Origin of the sequence: Achromobacter sp. LC458, from assembly GCF_001005835.2 — a bacterium.
Taxonomy (GTDB): domain Bacteria; phylum Pseudomonadota; class Gammaproteobacteria; order Burkholderiales; family Burkholderiaceae_B; genus Achromobacter; species Achromobacter spanius_B.
This window is the reverse complement of sequence record NZ_LBHW02000019.1, coordinates 1-20,097: the sequence shown is the minus strand read 5'-3', so window position 1 is coordinate 20,097 and position 20,097 is coordinate 1. Positions and strand designations below refer to the sequence as shown.

At 65.7% G+C, this 20,097-nt stretch carries 13 protein-coding genes, 6 tRNA genes and 1 pseudogene; 5 read left to right on the top strand and 15 right to left on the bottom strand.

The genetic code is table 11. The features are described from left to right. The first annotated feature begins 13 nt into the window (after positions 1–13). Together YH64_RS16845 and YH64_RS16840 are read left to right on the top strand one after the other, a co-directional pair. Complete coding sequence (locus tag YH64_RS16845; RefSeq protein ID WP_143215416.1) at positions 14–3,652, top strand: DUF748 domain-containing protein; 3,639 nt, start codon at positions 14–16, stop codon at positions 3,650–3,652. Between the two features lie 65 nt (positions 3,653–3,717). Then, entirely contained in the window at positions 3,718–4,596 is an 879-nt protein-coding gene (locus tag YH64_RS16840) for a dienelactone hydrolase family protein (RefSeq protein ID WP_046805229.1), read from the top strand. 21 nt (positions 4,597–4,617) lie between these two features. Here YH64_RS16840 and YH64_RS16835 read toward each other — a convergent pair whose 3' ends face one another. Then, positions 4,618–5,043: a hypothetical protein gene (locus YH64_RS16835; RefSeq protein ID WP_046805230.1), complete on the bottom strand. Its 426-nt coding sequence runs from the start codon at positions 5,041–5,043 to the stop codon at positions 4,618–4,620. Between the two features lie 244 nt (positions 5,044–5,287). Between YH64_RS16835 and YH64_RS16830 the strand changes: the two genes are divergently transcribed. After that, complete coding sequence (locus YH64_RS16830; protein ID WP_046805231.1) at positions 5,288–5,791, top strand: peroxiredoxin; 504 nt, start codon at positions 5,288–5,290, stop codon at positions 5,789–5,791. 87 nt (positions 5,792–5,878) lie between these two features. Then, positions 5,879–7,642: an MFS transporter gene (locus tag YH64_RS16825; RefSeq protein WP_046805232.1), complete on the top strand. Its 1,764-nt coding sequence runs from the start codon at positions 5,879–5,881 to the stop codon at positions 7,640–7,642. A gap of 17 nt (positions 7,643–7,659) precedes the next feature. On the opposite strand, the gene YH64_RS16820 is transcribed toward YH64_RS16825, so the two are convergent. The 9 genes and pseudogenes from YH64_RS16820 to YH64_RS16780 all read right to left on the bottom strand — a co-directional run bounded on the left by YH64_RS16820 (position 7,660) and on the right by YH64_RS16780 (position 12,815). Further along, positions 7,660–8,652, bottom strand: coding sequence for an EamA family transporter (locus tag YH64_RS16820; RefSeq protein WP_185975389.1), 993 nt, complete (start codon positions 8,650–8,652; stop codon positions 7,660–7,662). Positions 8,653–8,867: 215 nt separating this feature from the next. Then, a pseudogene (gene bioB / locus YH64_RS16815) lies at positions 8,868–9,854 on the bottom strand (biotin synthase BioB); the annotation flags it as partial. A 380-nt stretch (positions 9,855–10,234) separates the two neighbouring features. Then, the gene (locus YH64_RS16810; RefSeq protein ID WP_046805257.1) at positions 10,235–11,728 is read right to left on the bottom strand and encodes a helix-turn-helix transcriptional regulator; all 1,494 of its coding nucleotides are present in this window, start codon (positions 11,726–11,728) and stop codon (positions 10,235–10,237) included. Between the two features lie 271 nt (positions 11,729–11,999). Next, positions 12,000–12,076, bottom strand: a tRNA-Asp gene (locus tag YH64_RS16805). A 78-nt stretch (positions 12,077–12,154) separates the two neighbouring features. Further along, positions 12,155–12,230: transfer RNA gene (locus YH64_RS16800), tRNA-Glu, on the bottom strand. A 53-nt stretch (positions 12,231–12,283) separates the two neighbouring features. Next, positions 12,284–12,359: transfer RNA gene (locus YH64_RS16795), tRNA-Ala, on the bottom strand. Positions 12,360–12,463: 104 nt separating this feature from the next. Further along, positions 12,464–12,540, bottom strand: a tRNA-Asp gene (locus YH64_RS16790). A gap of 69 nt (positions 12,541–12,609) precedes the next feature. Beyond that, positions 12,610–12,685 (bottom strand) — tRNA-Glu (locus YH64_RS16785). A gap of 54 nt (positions 12,686–12,739) precedes the next feature. Beyond that, a tRNA-Ala gene (locus YH64_RS16780) sits at positions 12,740–12,815 on the bottom strand. Between the two features lie 362 nt (positions 12,816–13,177). Here YH64_RS16780 and YH64_RS16775 point away from each other — a divergent pair. Continuing rightward, positions 13,178–14,233, top strand: a complete 1,056-nt coding sequence (locus YH64_RS16775) for an aldo/keto reductase (protein WP_082134503.1) — start codon at positions 13,178–13,180, stop codon at positions 14,231–14,233. A 12-nt stretch (positions 14,234–14,245) separates the two neighbouring features. On the opposite strand, the gene lnt is transcribed toward YH64_RS16775, so the two are convergent. From lnt to miaB, 5 genes are all read right to left on the bottom strand, one after another. Further along, the gene (gene lnt, locus YH64_RS16770; protein WP_046805234.1) at positions 14,246–15,877 is read right to left on the bottom strand and encodes an apolipoprotein N-acyltransferase; all 1,632 of its coding nucleotides are present in this window, start codon (positions 15,875–15,877) and stop codon (positions 14,246–14,248) included. Further along, the gene (locus tag YH64_RS16765) at positions 15,874–16,764 is read right to left on the bottom strand and encodes an HlyC/CorC family transporter (RefSeq protein WP_046805235.1); all 891 of its coding nucleotides are present in this window, start codon (positions 16,762–16,764) and stop codon (positions 15,874–15,876) included. The genes lnt and YH64_RS16765 overlap by 4 nt, the downstream gene beginning before the upstream one ends. 216 nt (positions 16,765–16,980) lie before the next feature. Further along, entirely contained in the window at positions 16,981–17,457 is a 477-nt protein-coding gene (gene ybeY / locus YH64_RS16760) for an rRNA maturation RNase YbeY (RefSeq protein WP_046805236.1), read from the bottom strand. Next, complete coding sequence (locus YH64_RS16755) at positions 17,447–18,472, bottom strand: PhoH family protein (RefSeq protein ID WP_046805237.1); 1,026 nt, start codon at positions 18,470–18,472, stop codon at positions 17,447–17,449. The genes ybeY and YH64_RS16755 overlap by 11 nt, the downstream gene beginning before the upstream one ends. After that, positions 18,469–19,923 carry a tRNA (N6-isopentenyl adenosine(37)-C2)-methylthiotransferase MiaB gene (gene miaB / locus YH64_RS16750; RefSeq protein ID WP_046805238.1) on the bottom strand — a complete coding sequence of 485 codons (1,455 nt, stop codon included), beginning with the start codon at positions 19,921–19,923 and terminating at the stop codon, positions 18,469–18,471. Before miaB ends, YH64_RS16755 begins: the two co-directional genes overlap by 4 nt. Between the last annotated feature and the right edge of the window lie 174 nt (positions 19,924–20,097).

Here is a 20,097-nt window from a genome sequence, read left to right as displayed (position 1 = left end):
CAGGAGACTCGCGATGCCCTTGCGGCGCCCCAAGCTTCGGTTCACCCGGCGCGCCGGCAAAATCTTGTTGGGCATAGTGGCGGTTGTGCTGATCCTTTGCGCAATTGCCGCCTGGCAGGTCCCAAAGGTGCTGCACAACGTGCTGACGGACGACGTGGCCAAGATGATCGGGCGCGACGTTTCGGTCGGCAAGATCACCTTCAACCCGTTCACGTTGACCATCCGCGCACGCGACCTTGCCGTGGCGCAACCGGGTTCGCAGACGCCGCTTCTGGCGCTGGCTGAAATGGATGTCAGCGCCGCGTGGAGCTCCTTGTTCTGGTTCGCGCCCGTCGTGGATCGGCTGACGCTGCGCCAGCCTACCATCGCCATCGTGCGCGAAGACGTCACGCGGTTCAATTTCTCTGACATACAGCAACGCGTCGCGCAATTAACCGCCGCCCAGCCCGAAGAACCGCCCAAGCCCGATACCGGCCTGCCCCGGTTTTCGCTGAACAACATGGTGATCGAGGGCGGCGCCGTCACGCTGGACGACAAGGTCACCGGGCGCAAACAGGTGGTGGACGAACTGGGCCTGGGCGTGCCGTTCATTTCCACCTTCGGCTATGCCACGGATATCGACGTGCAGCCGCGCGTACACCTGCGCATCAACGGCAGCCCGTTTGACCTTACGGGCGTGGCGCGGCCGTTCGACAAGGTGCCGTCGTCCACCTTGCGCGTTGCGTTCAATGGCCTGCAACTGGAAAAGTGGGCCGACGTGTGGCCCATGCCGCTGCCGTTCAAGCTGGACAGCGCGCTGCTGGATTCGAACCTGCAAGTGGTGTTTGAACAGCCCAAGGACGCGCCGCCCAAGATACGTGTGGTGGGCGATCTGGCGCTGCGCCGCTTCGATCTACGCGATACCGACGGCGACACGCTGGCCGCCTGGAGCGCGTTGACCGTCACGCGTCTGGAACTGGAACCCATCGCGCGCCAGGTGTATGTGGGCGAAGTGGGCCTGTGGGCGCCGCAGGTGCATGTGCGGCGCTACGCCAATGAACACCTGAACTGGCAGGACGTGGTGGTCAAGCTGAAGGCGCTGGGCGGCGTGGCCGCGACCGACACGCCCGTGGCGGACAAGCTCAAGCGCGACCTGGGGCTGAAGGTCGCGCCGAAGGCGCAGGAGGGCGCTGCGCCCGGCGCCGGCACCGGTGCTGCGCCTGCCACTGGCACCGGCACGGCACCTGGGACCGACCCGGCACCGGCCACCGGCACCGCACCCGCCACCGGCACCGCACCGGCCACCGGCACCGCACCCACGACCGATCCCGCGCCCGCCGCAACGGCTTCCCCCGCGACGCCGCCCGCCGCGCCCGCGGCGTCCGAATGGAAGGTGACGCTGGACGCCTTCAACCTGCATGAAGGCGAGCTCTACCTGACCGATGCGGTCAGCAAGCTGGATTACGTCATGACTGGGATCGGCGCCACCGTGGAAGGCGTGGTGGTGCCCGAGGTCAAGAACCAGCCCATCGACCTGTGGCTGACGGTGGACAACAGCACCGACGGTGGCTGGATACGCGCGAAAGGCCCGCTGGAGTTGTCGCCGCTGTCGCTGGAGCTGGGCGTGCGCTTGGGCAACATTGCCCTGGCTCCGTTGGCGCCGGCCGTGCGCAGCGTGGCCCCCATCCTGCTGCAAGACGGCCGGCTGGCCGCCAACGCGCAGATCCACGTGCGCGAAAAAGGCGGCGCCATCGACGCCTTGGCCACCGCTGTCCAGGCCGACCTGACCCAGTTCAAGGCACGCGACGAAGCGCAAAAACCTCCGCTGGACATCGCGCTGCAATCGCTGCACGTCACGGCCGACCGCCTTGCCATGGGCCCGGGCCAAAGCCGCTTCACGCTGGCGGCGGCGGGCATCCAGGGCAACGGCAAGCTGAACCTGGCGGGCACGTTCACGCCGCAGCCGCTGACCCTCGCGTCGTCCGTCGACCTGTCCGACCTGAACGTCGCGCCGTTCGCGGCCTACGCCGCCGGCAGCCTGAACGCCACCGTGCGCGCCATTACGCTGGGGGCCAAGGGCGACGTGGCCTATGCCGCCGCCGCCGACAACGCGCCCATGCGGGTCAACTGGAAAGGCGGCGTCGAGATCACCGGCGTTGACTTGCAAGACCGCGTCAACAACGACGACTTCCTGAATTGGAAGCGGCTGGCCTTTGCCGGCATGGACGTGTCCGTGGCGGGCGACAAGGTGGGCGCCAAGCTGGGCGACATCGCGCTGGAAGACTTCTACGGCCGCATTCTGTTGAATGCCCAGGGCCGGCTGAACGTGATGGACCTGGTGGCGGCGCCGGGCCAGGCGGGCGGCTCCATCACGCAGGACACGCAAACGCCGGGCCGCCAGTCGCCCGCCACGCCGGCATCGTCGGCGGCATCCAAGGCGGCATCCCCGGCAGCCTCCAAAGGCGGCGACGGCGCGTCCATGCCTGACATCGCCGTCAACAGCGTCACGCTGTCGCGTGGCCGCATGACGTTTACCGACCGCTTCGTCAAACCCAACTATGTGGCCGAGCTGTCGGCCATCGAAGGTGCGATCTCGGCCGTGTCGTCCACCAACCCGCAGCCCGCCAAGGTCAAGGTCACGGGGCGCGTCTACACCACGGCGCCGCTGTCCATCAGCGGCATCGTGCAGCCTTTCGCCAAATACCTGACGCTGGACCTGAAGGCGTCGGCCAAGGGCGTGGACCTGCCGCGCTTCAACACCTATTCGGCCAAGTACGTGGGCTACCCGATCAAGCGCGGCAAGCTGTCGGTGGACCTGGAATACAAGATCAAGGACCGCGCATTGCAGGCGTCCAACCACGTCGTGCTGAACCAGCTGACCTTCGGCGACAAGACCAACAGCCCCGACGCCACCAAGCTGCCGGTGCTGCTGGCCGTGGCGCTGTTGAAGGATTCGCGCGGCAATATCGACATCAACCTGCCCGTGTCCGGCTCGCTGGACGACCCGGAATTTTCGGTGGGCGGCATCGTGGTGCGCGTGATGATGAACCTGGTCGTCAAGGCGGTGACGTCGCCGTTCAGCTTGCTGGCCTCGGCCTTCGGCGGCGGCGAAGAGTTGTCGTATGTGGAGTTCGCGCCGGGCAGCGCGGTGCTGACCGAGGACTCGGTGCAGCGCATCGACACGCTGATCAAGGCGTTGACGGACCGCCCCGCGCTGAAGATGGACATCAGCGGCCGCGCCGATCCCAAGACCGACCTGGACGGGCTGCGCCAAGCCTGGGTCGACGCCCAGATCCGCGCCGCCAAGGCCGCCGACACGACGCCGCGCGGCAAGAAGCCCGACCCGGCCGGCGTGAAGGTGTCGGCCGCCGAACGCCAGAAGTATCTGGAAGAGGTCTACGACGACGCCGACATCAAGGACAAGCCGCGCAATTTCATCGGCATGTCCAAGTCGGTGCCGGCCGCGCAAATGGAAGCCATGCTGCGCGGCGTGGCGAAGGTGGGCGACGAGCAGTTACGCCAATTGGCCGATGCCCGCGCGCAGGCGGTATATGAGAAGTTGCTAGCCCAGGAAGGACTCGCGGACCGTGTCTTCATCGTCGCGCCGCAGCTGGACGCGGACGGCATCAAGGACGAGGGGCAACCCTCGCGCGTGGACTTCTCCCTGAAGTGAACCCGGCTTGGCCCACGGTGCGCATGGCGCCCCGGGGCCGGGCTTTTTTTGCCAGGAGATTCTCGATGAAAGATCAGGACGCGCACTTCGACAGCCTGCTGCCGCCCCTGCGGCTGGATCGGCGGGGCTTCATCGCCACGACCGTCGCGGCGGGCTTTTCCCTGGCTGCCGGGCAAGCCGTGGCGCAGACCGCCATCGCCACCGACGCCAAGGGGCTGACGGCGGGCAAGATCGATATTCCAACCGCCGACGGCAAGATGCCGGCCTACCGCGCGGCGCCCGAAGGCAAGAAGAACCTGCCCACCGTCATCGTCGTGTCCGAGATCTTCGGCGTGCACGAATATATCCAGGACGTGTGCCGACGCCTGGCGCACCTGGGCTATCTGGCGATCGCGCCGGAACTGTTCGCGCGCCAGGGCGACCCGTCCAAGTACACCGAAATCCCCAAGCTGCAAGCCGAGATCATCGGCAAGGTGCCCGACATCCAGGTGCAGGGCGATCTGGATGCCACCGCAAAGTGGGCGGCGGCCAACGGCGGCAACCCCGACCGGCTGGGCATCGTGGGCTTTTGCTGGGGTGGCCGCCAGGTGTGGCTGTACGCGGCCCACAACCCCAAGCTGCGCGCGGGCGCGGCGTTCTACGGGCAGTTGGCGGGCGAACCCAGCGAGCTCAAACCCAAATCGGTGCTGAGCCTGGTGAACGAATTGAAAGCGCCCGTGCTGGGCGCTTACGGCGGCAAGGACGCCGGTATTCCGCTGACGGACGTGGACAAGATGCGCATCGAACTGGCCAAGGGCCCGGCCCCGGCAAAGGCGTCGCGCATCGACGTCTACCCGGAAGCACCGCACGCGTTCCATGCGGACTACCGGCCGTCGTACCGCAAGCCGGAAGCCGAGCAGGCCTGGACGCGGATGCTGGATTGGTTCAAGCAGAACGGGCTGTAGCCCGTCGGCTAGCGCGGCGGTCTACTGGGCTTCTTCGCCCGGCAGGCCGTCGCTGACTTCGGCCAGCGCGCTTTTCATATCGTCGTAGCTGATCGCGCGTTCGTTCTGAAAACTGCCCAGCACGCCCCGGCAACCGTCCACGCCGGAGCGCTTCATGTCGTCCATCATCGTCTTGCCTTCAGCCAGGCCCTTCTGGAACAACGCGTCGTAGGACGCGGCTGAAAATCCATATTCCTTGGCGTAGCGCGCCAGGTTCTTGTGGGCCGTTGCCTGATGCTGCGCCAGGTCGGGCTCCGAGGCGCCGCACGCGCGCGCCGCGCCGTTCGATTCGCCGGCGGCCACCACGAAGGAATCGTATTGCGCTTGCTCGCTGGCGTCCGGTGCCGCCCAGGCCGGGGCGGCGGCGGTGGCCAGGACCCAGGCCAGGGCTGTCAGAAACTTGTGCATCTGTGGATCTCCGCTGGATGCCCGGCGGGCGATGGGCGATGTAGGCGCCGCGCGGGCGTGGGACACTCGCGCATTATGACAAGCAGCCGTATCCACGCGATGAGGTCCCGGTGTGGAGTCGTTTCAGACTGTGCGTGTTCTTTTCGTGTCGGTCTGGCGCAGCGGGCAGGGCGCGCACGCACTATGATGGAGGGTGTGAGGCGATCCTGCCTCAATGCATTGCCCCACTTTCCCTGGAGATACCATGACGATCAAAGTCGGCGACCGCGTGCCGGAAGGCACCCTGACCGAATTCATCGAAACCGAAACCGCCGGCTGCTCGCTGGGCCCCAACGCGTTCCAGGTTTCCGACCTGACCCGCGGCAAGACCATCGCGCTGTTCGCCCTGCCGGGCGCGTTCACCCCCACCTGCTCGGCCAAGCACCTGCCTGGCTACGTGGAACAAGCCGACGCCCTCAAGGCCAAGGGCGTGGACGAAATCTGGTGCGTGGCCGTCAACGACGCGTTCGTCATGGGCGCCTGGGGCCGCGAACAAAAGACCGAAGGCCGTGTCCGCATGCTGGCCGATGGCTCGGCGCTGTGGACCAAGGAACTGGGTCTGGAACTGGACCTGATCGCGCGCGGCATGGGCGTGCGTTCGCAACGCTACTCGGCGCTGATCGTCGACGGCGTGGTCAAGCAGCTGAACGTGGAAGGTCCTGGCAAGTTCGAAGTCAGCGACGCCGCCACGCTGCTGTCGCAAATCTGACCTAACGTAGCTTCCAGTTTTACCGCTCAACGCGGCGGGTTGCCTTTGCAGCCCGCCGTGCTAATGCCAGCAGCGGTTGCCAACGCCATGCTCGCCACCCTCTCCTCATTCTCGTCCCTGTACTTCGCGACCTTGCTGATGCTGATCGGCACGGGTCTGTTCAACACCTACATGGGCCTTCGCCTGACCGCGCAGTCCGTCAGCGAAGTGTGGATCGGCGTCCTGATCGCCGGCTACTACCTGGGCCTGGTGTGCGGAGCCCGATTGGGGCACAAGCTCATCATTCGCGTGGGTCATATCCGCGCGTTCGTCGCGTGCGCGGCGATTGCCACCAGCATGATCCTGGCCCAGACGCTGGTTGATTCCATGCCGTTGTGGCTGGTCTTTCGCCTGATTTCCGGCGTGGTTATGGTGACCGAATTCATGGTCATCGAAAGCTGGCTGAACGAACAAACCGAAAACCACCAGCGCGGCCGGGTCTTCTCGGTGTACATGGTGGTGTCCGGGCTGGGCACCGTGCTGGGGCAGTTGGCGCTGACCGCCTACGCCACGCTGGACCTGCGACCCCTGACGCTGGTGGCCATGTGCCTGGTGTTGTGCCTGGTGCCCATTGCCGTCACCGCGCGTTCCCACCCGCCCACGCCGCTGCCCGCGCCGCTGGACATCCGCTTCTTCATGCGGCGCGTGCCGTTGTCCATGACGGTGCTGTTCGTGGCGGGCAACCTGTCGGGCGCGTTCTACGGGCTGGCCGCCGTCTACGGCGCCAAGCACGGGCTGACGACGTCGCAGGCCGCCGTCTTTGTGGCCGCCGCCGTCACGGCGGGGCTGCTGTCGCAATGGCCGATGGGCTGGCTGTCCGACCGCATCAACCGCGCGGGCCTGATCCGTTTCAACGCCTTGCTGCTGGTGCTGCTGCCCACCGTGATGTGGGGCTGGCTGACCTTGCCGTATTGGGCGCTGGTGGCCTTGTCGTGCGTGTTCGGCATTTTGCAATTCACGCTGTACCCGCTGGGTGCGGCATTCGCCAACGACCACGTGGAGTCCGAACGCCGGGTCAGCCTGTCGGCCGTCTTGCTGATGACCTATGGCGTGGGCGCGTGTATCGGCCCGATGGTGGCGGGGCTGATGATGTCGCTGGGCGGGCCCAGCATGTACTACGTCTTCATCTCGGCTTGCGCCTTGATCCTGGTATGGCAGGTGCGCCCCACGCGCGTCACCGGCGCGCACCAGGTGGACGAAGCGCCGACGCACTTCGTGCCGATGCCCGACACGCTGCAAAGCTCGCCCGCGGCGGCAGTGCTGGACCCGCGCGTGGATCCGGAAAACGACATCGCGATGGAAATGGTGCAGCCGGACCCCGCCGCCGCGCCGGTCGCCGCCACCGAGGACCCGGTCGTCGAAGAGCCGGCACTCAAGCAGGAATGGCCGGCGGACGCTGCGGCAGCCGATGCTGCGGCAGCCGACGCTGCGGCGGGCGATCCCGCGGCAGGCGATCCTGCGGCAGGCGATCCTGCGGCAGGCGATCCTGCGGCAGCCGACGCTGCGGCAGCCGATGCTGCGGCAGCCGATGCTGCGGCAGCCGACGCTGCGGCGGGCGATGCTGCGGCAGTTGACGATGCGGCAGGCGATCGTGCGGCAGGCGATGTTGCGGCAGGCGATCCTGCGGCAGGCGATCCCGCGGCAGGCGATCCCGCAGCAGGCGATCCCGCGGCATCCGATGCCACGGCAGCCGGTACCGGCGCGCCAGCTGGCGCCCGTGCTGCTGATGTTGAATCCGGGGCAGGCGAGAAGGATGTCTCGCCCTCGGAAACCGAATCCGACACCCAGCGCCGCCGCCGCACGGGCACCTGACGATCGCGCGGCGGGGATTACCAGGGCGCCATCACGACGATCGCGCCCAGCGCCAGCGCGATACCCAGCGCGTTGATCCGGGTCAGCGGCTCACGAAACACTAACGCGCCCACCAGCGTCCCCAGCGTGATCACGCCCATGTTCATCGACGCAAACACCAGCGCCGGATGTTCAGGCAAGGACTGGTGCGCGCGGATGTAGGTCAGGATGTTGCCAAAATTGGCCACGCCCAGCGCCGCGCCCGCCAGCAGATGGCGCGGCTGCCAACGCACCCGGCGCGCCAGCAGATACGCCAACATCAACACGCCCGCCAGCACGAAGGCCAACAGCAGCCCGCCGGCAAACGCGGTGCCGGCGCGCGCCACCTGCTTGAACAGGATATCGATCACCCCGTATCCCGCCCACACCGCCAGCGGCCACAGCCAGATGCCACGGTCAGAGGCGGCGGCGTTGGTTGTGGCGGCGGTCGTGGTGGCTGGGGCGGCGGTGGCGGTTGTGGTGGCGGTGGCGGTGGCGGCAGTCGTGGCGGCAGTCGCGGCAGTCCCGGCGGTCCCGGGGGTGCGCGCAGCCGCGCCTGCCGACGCCCAGCGCGTCGGCCGCAGAAGCAAGCACGCCAGCGCGGCAAACGCCAGCAGGACCGCCGCCAGCTTGCGGCCATTGACGGGTTCGCCAAACAACAGGAACGCGGCCAGCAGCGGGATGAACAGCGACAGGCGCTGCGCCGCGTCGCTGCGCACGATGCCGGCGTGGCGCACCGCCGCCGCCATTGCCAGGAACACGCTGGGCAACAGCACCCCAAGCGCGGCCAGAACGGCCCACGGCGTGCTCGGCGTGAACAGCGCGGCAGGGTTCGGTTTCAGCACGGCCCAGCAAAGCAGGGCGGCCACGGCGTAGTTCATGGCAATCGCCTGCCGCACGTCCACGTCGTAGCGGCGCGCCAACTTGAGCAGCACGGCTACTGTGACGCTGCACGTCACGCTTGCCAACAGGTAAAGAACGCCAGGGGTCAACGGCATGTCGTGCCGCCTTCTGCGCAGGGTTGGTCAGAACTGGCTCGAGGGGGGGCGGAAAGCTCCGCGGCCGGCTCGGGGGAAGCGGAAAGTGCCGAGGCGGTGAGTGCGGCGGCGGCCTGTGCCGACGGGGCAAGTCCGGAGGCGGCATGTCCGTAGGAGGCATGTCCGTAGGAGGAATGCCCCGCGCCCGAGAACTCCGGCGCGGCATGGTGCGGCGCCGGCTCCACGTGCATGCCCAGCCGTTGCAGCAGGCGCTGGTCGGCCTGCATCTGCGGGTTGGCGGTGGTCAGCAGCGCGTCGCCATAGAACATCGAATTGGCGCCCGCCATGAAGCACAGCGCCTGCATGGCGTCGTCCATGGTTTCGCGTCCGGCCGACAAGCGTACGGCCGCGCGCGGCATCGTGATGCGCGCCACGGCAATCGTGCGCACGAACTCGAACGGGTCCAGCGGCTCGACCTTGGCCAGCGGCGTGCCTTCCACCTGGACCAGGTTGTTGATTGGCACCGACTCCGGATAGGGCTCCATGTTGGCCAGTTGCGCGATCAAACCGGCGCGTTCCCGCCGCGATTCCCCCATGCCCACAATGCCGCCGCAGCACACGCTGATGCCGGCCTCGCGCACGCGCGCCAGCGTATCCAGGCGGTCCTGGTAGGTGCGGGTGGAAATGATCTTGCCGTAGAACTCCGGCGACGTGTCCAGGTTGTGGTTGTAGTAGTCCAGACCGGCGTCCTTGAGCTGCTCGGCCTGACCGTCGCGCAGCATGCCCAGCGTGACGCAGGTTTCCAGCCCCAAGGACTTCACCGCGCTGACCATCCGCGCCACGGCTTCCAGATGGTGCGGCTTCGGGCTGCGCCAGGCCGCGCCCATGCAAAACCGTTGCGCCCCGCCTGCCTGAGCGGCCTTCGCGGCGGCCACCACTTCATCCAGCGGCATCAGCTTGTCGGCATCAAGCCCGGTGTCGTAGTGCGACGACTGCGGGCAGTACGCGCAATCCTCCGGGCAGCCACCGGTTTTGATCGACAGCAGGCTGGACAGCTGCACGGCATTCGGGTCGAAGTGCGCACGATGGACCTGCTGGGCGCGGTGCATCAAGTCGATGAACGGCATCGCGTACAGCGCCAGGATGTCGTCGGGGGTCCAGGCCGGGGCGGCTCGGTTGCGGGTCGTTTGCGGGACGGGGATGTAGGCGGTCTGCAAGGGCGGGCTCCAATCGATCTATCGAAAACCACGCCGCTTGCCTGGCGAGGCAAGGGCGGGATCGGCGGATCGTAAGAACCTGCGCAGGGTTTGCGCAATGCAGGCCCACTGCACGAAAATGCGGGCCACTTCGATGCATGTTCGCCGCGAATAGAGGATTTAACCGTGCGGCGCGGTCTAACGCGATGGCATCTTCGTCGACGCCGACCCCCTCAATATTTTGATTCTAATTGTAAATTCCGGGCGTATCCGGCGGCGCCGGGACGGCACCATTGCACGGCGGTCACTTTGTCGGATCACCCCGTTGCGATGACCCCGTTGCGATCACCACGTTGCGATCGTCCCGTCGTGATCGTCCCGTTGCGATCACCCCGTCGCGATCACTCCTTAGCCGGCTTGTCACGCACCCGCGCGGACTCGTGGCCCGTGATCCCTCGATCGCGCGCCCAGACAATCGCCGCGCTACGCCGGTGCACGCCGATCTTGCTGTAGATCGTGGCCACATGATTGCGCACCGTATTGCGCGACAGCTTCAACGCCTTGGCGATGCCGTCGTCGTCGTGGCCCTGGCAGAGCAGGCCCAGCACTTCGCGTTCGCGCGTGGTCAGTTGCGCCAGTTCCGCCACATCGCGCGAGGCCGGCGCGGGCTGGCGCAACTGCGCCAGCTTTTCGATGATGCCCCGGCTGAACCACGACGTGTCCTGCATCACCGCTCCGATGGCGGCCAGCAGCTCGATCTCGGAGCGTTTGCGTTCGGTGATGTCCTGCATCACGATCAGCAGTCGGCGCTGCCCACCGATCATCACGGGCTCGGCCGACACCAGGCAATCAAGCGCGCCGCCATCCTGCGTTGCCAACGTGGCTTCGCGGTTGCGCGCGCTTTCGCCACGCTTCAGGCTGGCGGCCATGCCTTCGTAGGGTTGCAGGCCTACGTCGGTCAAGGCCGCGCCCACGCTGTCTTCGGGCGACGCGCCGGTTACCGCTGCAAAGGCGTCGTTGATATCCAGCACGCGCAGCGTATCGCCTTCGCATACGGCCATCGGCACGGGCGCCAGCTTGAACGCCTTGGAAAAGCGCTCTTCGCTTTCGCGCAGCGCCATCTCGGTGCGTTTGCGCGCTTCCAGGTCGATGAAGGTGAACAGCATGCAGGGTTCGTCCTGCATGTCGATCGGTTGGCCGGCGACCATCACGAATTTGGCGCCGCCGTCCGCCAGCTTCACGACGCCTTCGCGCTGTGTAATGGTCTTGCCTTCGTTCAGATTGGCCACGGCCTGTTCTTTGTCGTCGCCGCCGTCCAGCACATCCAGCTCGTACGCGGACTTGCCCAGCACGGTCTCACGCGTGTAGCCCGTCATTTCCAGAAAGCCCTGGTTGACCTTGACGTAGCGCAGGTCGGAAAGCCGGCAAATGAGGGCGGGCGCCGGATTCGCGCCGAAGGTGCGTTCGAAGCGTTCTTCGGCGTTGATCTGCTCGGTCTGGTCGTGCAGGATCAGCACGCGATAGTCAGCGCCTTTGTCGCCTTCCAGGTTCAAGCCGCGTGCGCGCACGTTGCGCAGGAACTCTTCGTCATCCTTGCGGCTCAGGTCCAGCAGCAGATCGTCAAACGTTTCTTCAGCGGCCAGGCGGTCCAGCGGATATTGGCGCGCGGGTACGCGGTGATGGTTGCGGTAGGTCAGCGTGTAGCGCTTGCGGTAGCCGGCGGGCGTGCCGCCCAACGCTTCAAGATTGTCGACGCCGTGTAATTCAAGTGCGCTGTTATTGGCCCATGCAATTGAGCCGTCGGGTTCAAGCAGGATGATGCCTTCATTCAAACCCGCGATGATGGCTTGCAGGTGTTGGCGATGCGCGTGTGGCGCGGCGGCGTTTGCGGTCACGTAGGCCTCTTCGGTTCGCGTGGCGTGAGCCCACAGGATGCAGGGGCGCGGCAAAGCTGTCCAGACAGCAAAACGGACGAGTCTTAGCGGCGGGGTAAAAGGAGGGGAGAACGCACAAAATAACGCGCGGACAATGCGGGCGCTGAAATGCAAAAAGCCCCGGAATCCGGAGCTTCAATGTGTACTGCGACGATGCGTATTGCGATAGTGGGTATTGCGAGGATCTGTCGTGCGATCTTTCAAGCTGCATGCTGGCAAACACCAAAGTGCTTGGCGGAGCGGACGGGGCTCGAACCCGCGACCCCCGGCGTGACAGGCCGGTATTCTAACCAACTGAACTACCGCTCCGCAGCGGCTTACTCAACAACTTCAAACTTCATCACTACACTGCGGTGTCAAGGCAGCTTGTACTACGTGCCAGAAATCTGGCGTCCCCTAGGGGATTCGAACCCCTGTACTCACCGTGAAAGGGTGATGTCCTAGGCCTCTAGACGAAGGGGACCTGAACTAACAGAACTGCAAACAACTTTACTACGGTACTGCGGTACTGCGTGCTGGTGGAGGTAAGCGGGATCGAACCGCTGACCTCTTGCATGCCATGCAAGCGCTCTCCCAGCTGAGCTATACCCCCCAGGGCGCCCTGATGTTCCAAACTTCAAACAACAAGGTCTCACACTCTATAAAAGCAAAAAGCCCCGAAGACGGAGCTCTTGAAAGACTCAGAGCGAGAGCTTTTGGCGGAGCGGACGGGGCTCGAACCCGCGACCCCCGGCGTGACAGGCCGGTATTCTAACCAACTGAACTACCGCTCCGCAGCGGCTTACTCAACTACTTTGTCACTTCAACTGCACTTATCTACTTCTTTACTGCTGCCAGTGAACTGGCGTCCCCTAGGGGATTCGAACCCCTGTACTCACCGTGAAAGGGTGATGTCCTAGGCCTCTAGACGAAGGGGACTTGGACTTGCTGTACTGCATAACTGGTACTGCAACTACATTCTTCGCTGTTGACTGGTGGAGGTAAGCGGGATCGAACCGCTGACCTCTTGCATGCCATGCAAGCGCTCTCCCAGCTGAGCTATACCCCCGTTTCTCTAATCAATTCCTGCTACGTTTTACGGTAAAAACACACGTTTTATTGTGCGCTTTTTCGTAGTTCGTTGCCGGTTTTGTTTAGTGCCGTTGGCGAAGAAACGAGATTATGCACGAACAAAATCGGGTGTGCAAGTCGATCGCGGGCAAAAACCATAAAACGACAAAAAAAATAGGGGTGGGATGCCTTTTTCTGCTTATTTTGTGAGCGAAATCAGACCATCCAAGACCGGGTGCCGGCGCGTGGATTCCAGAAAAATCAAAGGCTTGTGCAGATGCTATCGTGGGCGATAAAAAATTTTCGACATCCTGTGGCTTGCGCGTAAAAAAAGCCGCGCGACAACCTGAGAATTCCGGCATGAGCACAAAGACTTCGTTTCCCACCCGGCCCCTGGGCCGCAGCGGCATGCACATCACGCGTATCGGATTGGGCGCCTGGGCCATCGGCGGCAACGGCTGGGCGGTGGGGTGGGGGCCGCAAGACGACGCCGATTCCATCGCCGCGATTCGCCTGGCCGTGGACCGGGGCATCAACTGGATCGATACGGCGGCGGTGTACGGGCTGGGTCACTCCGAAGACGTCGTGCGTCGGGCGCTGGCGCAGATGGCGCCCGGCGATCGGCCCTATGTGTTCACCAAATGCGGGCTGACGTGGTCCACCGATAATCCGCAAGCGATGCCGCGCCGTACCGGCGCACCGGCCAGCATTCGCCGCGAAATCGAAGGGTCGCTGCGCCGGCTTGGCGTCGAGCGCATCGACCTTTATCAAATGCACTGGCCGGCCGGCGACGGCACGCCGCTCGAAACCTATTGGCAGGAACTGCTGAACCTCAAGCAGGAAGGCAAGGTTGGCGCCATTGGCCTGTCGAACCACAATCTGGCGCAGTTGCAGGATGCCCAGGCGCTGGGCCATGTGGATTGCCTGCAACCGCCTTTTTCGGCGATCCAGCGTGGCGCGGCGGCCGACCTTATTCCCTGGTGCGCGCAGCATGACGTGGGCGTGATCGTCTACAGCCCCATGCAGTCCGGGCTGCTGACGGGCGCGTTTACCGCCGAACGTGCCCGGGCGTTGCCGCCGGACGATTGGCGCGCGCGCAATGCCGAATTCGCGCCGCCGAACCTTGCCCGCAACCTGGCGCTGGCGGATGCGATGAAACCTATCGCGGAACACCACGGCACGACGGTGGCCGCGGTCGCCGCGGCGTGGACGTTGGCATGGCCGGGCGTTACCGGCGCCATCGTCGGCGCGCGCAGTGCCGCGCAGGTCAATGGTCTGCTGGGCGCGGCCGAACTGGAATTGGATAGCGACGACTTGGACGCTATCGCCGAGGCCATTGAGCTGACGGGGGCGGGCGAGGGGCCTGTGCGCCCGCCGCAAGACAGCGGCAGGTTGCCCGAAAACCTGTTCGCCTAGGAAAGCCAGCGATCAGTTGGCGGGCCGGGCCTTGCGGTGGCCGCCAATGGCCGCGATAAGAATCAGGCCCATCAAGGCCAAAGCCAGTTTGTCGCCAAAGCGCGCATACGGGGTCAGCCCCGTCATGCCTTGCACCGATACCGGCAGCACGCCGGGCTGCAACGGCGCAAGCTGCGCCGCCACGTGGCCCTTGGCGTCGATCGCGGCGGTAATGCCGGTATTGGTGGCCGTCAGCATGGGCCGAGCGGTCTCCATCGTGCGCAGGCGGCCGATCTGCAAGTGCTGGCGCAACGCCCACGAATTGCCGAACCAGCCCAGGTTGCTGACGTTGACCAGGATGGTTGCGCCCGGCTCGCCATTGGCGCCCGGCTGTAGCGCGGGCAAGAGGTCGGGGCCGAACAGGTCTTCGTAGCAGATGTTGAACGCGATGTGCTGGCCGCCCACCGGGAAGGGCGTCTGACGCGGCGCGCCGCGATCGAAATCGCCCAGCGGGATGTTCAGCATGTCGACAAACCAGTGAAAGCCGGGCGGCACGTATTCGCCCCATGGCACCAGATGGCGCTTGTCGTAACGCATGGCCGTGCTGCCGGTCAGCAGTTGCTGGACCGGCGTGTTGCCGTCGAATCCCACCACGCTGTTGGTGTAGCGGTCGCGACCATTGACGCGATCATGCAGCGGCACGCCCATCGCAATGGTCATGTTGCCGCGCGCGGCCACGCCACGCCAGGCGTCCCAAATGCGCGGATCCAGCTGGTCCTGGAAAACCGGCATCACGGTTTCGGGAAGAATCACAAGCTGCGGCGCCGGCACGCCGGGCGCGGGCGGCAGCGCGGTCATTTCCAGATGGCGCACCAGGCTTTGCTCCAGCAGCGCGGGGTCGAACTTTTGCGATTGCTCGATGTTGCCCTGGATCAGCCTGACGTTAAGCGGGTCACCCGTGGGCGAAGACCAATCGATGCGCGACAGCGGCCAACCCACGGCGGCCAGCGCCACCGCGACGCCCGCCGCCAGGGCCTGGCGCGAGTCCATGGCCTTTTTGCGGGACGGCTGCCACAGGCTGGCGATGGCGGCGGCGGCGAACGCAGCCACAAAGGCCATGCCGTGCACGCCAAGAATGGGGGCCCATCCAGCAATCGGGCTGTCCACCTGTGCGTAGCCGATGTTCAGCCACGGGAACCCGGTCAGCAAAACCGCGCGCAGCCATTCGAAGGCGGCCCACAGGGCGGCCCAGGCCAGCGTGGATGACAGCCTGCCCAGCGGCGTGGCGCCCGCCGTCAGCGGAACGTAGCGGCGCGTCAGCGCACTGGCGGTGGCGGGAAACAGCGCCAGGAAGGCGGACAGGGCCAGCACGCCCGCCACGGCCAGCGGCGCGGCCAGATCGCCGTAGCGATGCATGCTGATGAACAGCCAATACAGGCCCACCGCGTAGGTGGCAAAGCCGAATAGCCAAGCGCGCAGCCAGGCTTGCGTGGCCGACGGCGCGGTCAGCGTGACGCGCGCCGCAATGGCCAGCATCAGTATCTGCGTGATGGCCAGCGCCCAATCCGGCAGCGGGCCGGGTGCGAAGGTCAGGGCGTGCACGGCGCCCGCCAGCGTCAAGCCGGCGGCGCCGCGCAGGAGGATGCTGCGCGGGGTACGGCTCATGCGTCGTCGTTGGGTCGGGAGGATTGGGCAGGCACGTTGCGCTTGACGCGCAACCAGATGGCGCGGCGGGCGTCACCGCGAGCCACTTCCAGGCGCAGGCCGTCGAATTCGGCTACGTCGCCACGGCGCGGAATGCGGCCCAGCTGGCCTCCCATCCAGCCGCCCACGCTGTCGTATTCGTCGTCAGGCAACTGGCAGCCGAAGACCTCGTTGAAGTGCGAGATGTCGGTGGCCGCCATGACGCGCCACTGGTTTTCGCCTTCGGGGAAGATCTCGTCTTCTTCGGTTTCGTCGAATTCGTCTTCGATGTCGCCGACGATCTGTTCCAGCACGTCTTCCATCGTGACCAGCCCGGAAATGCCGCCATGCTCGTCAATGACGATGGCCTGGTGGTTCCGGCTGGCGCGAAATTCGTGCAGCAGCACATTCAAGCGCTTGGACTCGGGGATGAACACGGCGGGGCGGACCAGGGTGCGCAGTTCGATGCCGGGTTCCAGCATGCAGCGCAGCAAGTCCTTGGCCAGCAGGATGCCGATGATGTTGTCGCGATCACCCTCGTACACCGGGAACCGCGAGTGCGCGGTTTCAATGACGGAGGCCACCAGGTACGGGATGGGCTGCGTGACGTCCAGCAGGTCCATGCGCGAGCGTGGAACCATGATGTCGCCGACGGTGCCTTCGGACACGGCCAGCGCGCCCTTGATCATCTTGTAGGACTCCGCATCCAGCAGGTTGCGGTCGTGGGCAGCTTCCAGAATGGCCTTGATGCCTTCGCGGTCCTCGGGCTCTCGGCGCACAAGGGAAAGCAGGCGGTCTAGAAGGGATTTGGTGGCGGGTTTGGATGAGCGAGCAGAGGTCGCTTCAGGAGCAGGGTAAGGGTCAGACATCGTCCGGGAGGACAAGTTATGGAGGGGCCAGCATAACCGAAACTGGCGTGGGTTTTGTAACGACGGCCCTGAAAATGCGGGCAAACGACGACATCTGCGCGTTGCTTGACGCCATTTTTCGCCAGAAGCTAGGGGTTGACCCGAGGGGCCGCAAGCGGCATGCCCGAACGCACGGTGGCGTTGGACACATGGGTGGTCACGGCCTGCCGGGCCTGCCTAGTCGGCCGCCACGTACGGGTCGGCAATGCCCATCTGCGCCAGCGTGGCCGTTTCCAGGGCTTCCATGCGTTTGGCGTCGCGCGCCTTGATGTGGTCGTAGCCCAGCGCATGCAGCACGCCGTGAATCGTCAGGTGCGCGGCGTGCTCCAGCAGCGGTTTGCGCTGTTCGCGCGCCTCGCGCACCAGCACCGGCACACACATCACGATATCGCCGCGCGCAACACCCAACGGGTCCACGCCGTACTCGAAGGTGAGCACATTGGTGGCGTAGTCGCGTTCGCGGAAATCGCGGTTCAGGCGCCGGCCCTCGGCCGCGCCGACCAGGCGCAGGCTGAGTTCCGCAGCCGAAAAATCCACCAGCCCGTCTTCGGCCGCCGCCGCCAGTGCACGCTCGGCCCACCGGCGCAGGCGCCAGCGGGGCAGGCGGGCTTCCTCGACCCCGTACTGCACGGACAGGGACAGATCAGGCTTCATTTTCAGAGGCGCGATCGTAGGCGTCGACGATGCGGGCCACCAGCGGGTGGCGCACGACATCGCGGCTGGTGAAGCGGGTGGTGGCGATGCCCTGGACGTCTTCCAGCACTTTGACCGCATGGGCCAGGCCGCTGTCCTGACCGCGCGGCAGGTCCACCTGCGACGGGTCGCCGGTGATGACGGCCTTGCTGCCGAAACCGATCCGCGTCAGGAACATCTTCATCTGTTCCGGCGTGGTGTTCTGCGCTTCGTCCAGGATGACGAACGCGTGGTTCAACGTGCGGCCGCGCATATAGGCCAGCGGCGCGATTTCGATGGTCTGCTTTTCGAACAGGCGCTGCACCTTTTCAAAGCCCATCAGGTCGTACAGCGCGTCGTACAGCGGGCGCAGATACGGGTCAACCTTCTGGGCCAGATCGCCGGGCAGAAAGCCCAGGCGCTCGCCGGCTTCGACGGCGGGGCGCGTCAGCACCAGCCGCTGCACCGTATCGCGTTCCATGGCGTCGATGGCGCAAGCCACCGCGAGCCAGGTCTTGCCCGTGCCGGCGGGCCCGACGCCGAACGTGATGTCGTGCTTCAGGATGTTGTTCAGGTAGTCGCGCTGGCGCGGCGTGCGCGGGCGCAGGTCACTGCGCTTGGTGCGCAGCGCGATGCTGTCGCTGTCGTCGTCCAGGGCCGGCAAGGCATCGGCCTCGCGCACCTGGGCTTCCTGCGGCTTGTCTTCCTGGCGGCCAACGCCGATTTCCACCAGGCCCAGCTGGATGTCATCGATCGACAGGGCGCGGTGCACGGCTTGTTCGTGAAAGCGTCGCAAGACCCGGCCGGCCAATTCGGCGCGTTCGCCTTCGATGGTGACGCGGCTGCCGCGACGCGACAGCTTCACGCCCATGCCGTCGGCCAGCTGGCGCAGGTTCTCGTCCAGGGGGCCGCACAGATTGGCCAGGTGGGTGTTGTCGCCGTCCAGGTTGACGACGGCGGGCATGCTGCGACGGGCGCGGGAACGGGGAGTGGTCATTCGGCCTCTTGGGGAACGCGGTCTACATCGGCCACCCGGGCGCGCAACGAATTGGTGTGCGCTTCGGTGATGATGACGTCGACCATTTGTCCGATGAGCCGCGCGGGCGCGGCGAAGTTCACAATGCGGTTGTTCTCGGTGCGGCCCATCAGTTCGTTGGGGTCGCGGCGCGAGGGGCCTTCCACCAGCAGCCGCTGGCGGGTGCCGACCATGTTGCGGGCGATGGTGGCCGCCTGCTCGTTGATCAGCGCTTGCAGGCGCTGCAAGCGGCGCAGCTTGACGTCTTGCGGCGTGTCGTCCGTGAGGTCGGCGGCGGGCGTGCCCGGCCGGCGCGAATACACGAACGAGAACGAGGTGTCGAAGCCGACGTCTTCGATCAGCTTCATGGTTTTTTCGAAGTCTTCTTCCGTTTCGCCGGGAAAGCCCACGATGAAGTCGGACGACAGCGTCAGGTCGGGGCGGGCCGCGCGCAGGCGCCGCACCACCGACTTGAATTCCAGCGTGGTGTAGCCGCGCTTCATGCCGGCCAGCACGCGGTCGCTGCCGGCTTGCACGGGCAGGTGCAGGAACGACACCAGCTTGGGCAGGCGGGCGTAGGCGTCCACCATGCGCTGGGTCATTTCCTTGGGGTGCGACGTGGTGTAGCGGATGCGTTCGATGCCCGGGATTTCGTGCACGTATTCCAGCAGCATGGCAAAGTCGGCGATCTCGTCCGAGCCTTCCATCTTGCCGCGGTACGCGTTCACGTTCTGGCCCAGCAGGGTCACTTCCTTCACGCCCTGATCGGCCAGGTCGGCCACTTCGATCAGCACGTCCTCGAAGGGGCGCGACACTTCCTCGCCGCGCGTGTACGGCACGACGCAGAAGCTACAGTATTTGCTACAGCCTTCCATGATGGACACGAACGCCGTGGCGCCGTCCACGCGCGGGGGCGGCATGTTGTCGAACTTTTCGATTTCCGGAAAGCTGATGTCCACTTGCGACCGGCCCTCGGCGCGGCGGCGCGCGATCAGGTCGGGCAGGCGGTGCAGCGTCTGCGGGCCGAACACCACGTCGACATAGGGCGCGCGCTTGACGATGGCCGCGCCTTCCTGGCTGGCCACGCAACCGCCCACGCCGATCACCAGGTTGGGATTGGTCTTTTTCAGGTGCTGCACCCGGCCCAGGTCCGAGAACACCTTTTCCTGCGCCTTTTCGCGCACCGAACAGGTGTTGAACAGGATGACGTCGGCTTCTTCCGGGTTGTCGGTCAGTTCCAGGCCCTGGTCGCCGCGCAGCACGTCGGCCATCTTGTCCGAGTCGTACTCGTTCATCTGGCAGCCAAAGGTGCGGATGTACAGCTTGCGGGGGGAACCGGTGCCCGCGTCGGCGGCGGCAGTGTCCGGAAGGGCGGCGGCGGCGGAATCGCCGGCGCTGGGCGCGTTGGCGCGCTTGAGGGAGGTAGCTTGCATGAGTGTCGCCGTGACGGGTGTAGATCCCGGGGGCTGAAAGGGGTGGAAAGGCGGAATTTTAACCTTTGCCGGAAAATTGTTTCTTGGCCCCGTGGGTAGGCCGCCGTTACGATAGCGAGCCGGCTCGATTCCCGCCGCAAGTAATATTCCTGTTTCCCCTTAAGCGTTCCTCTT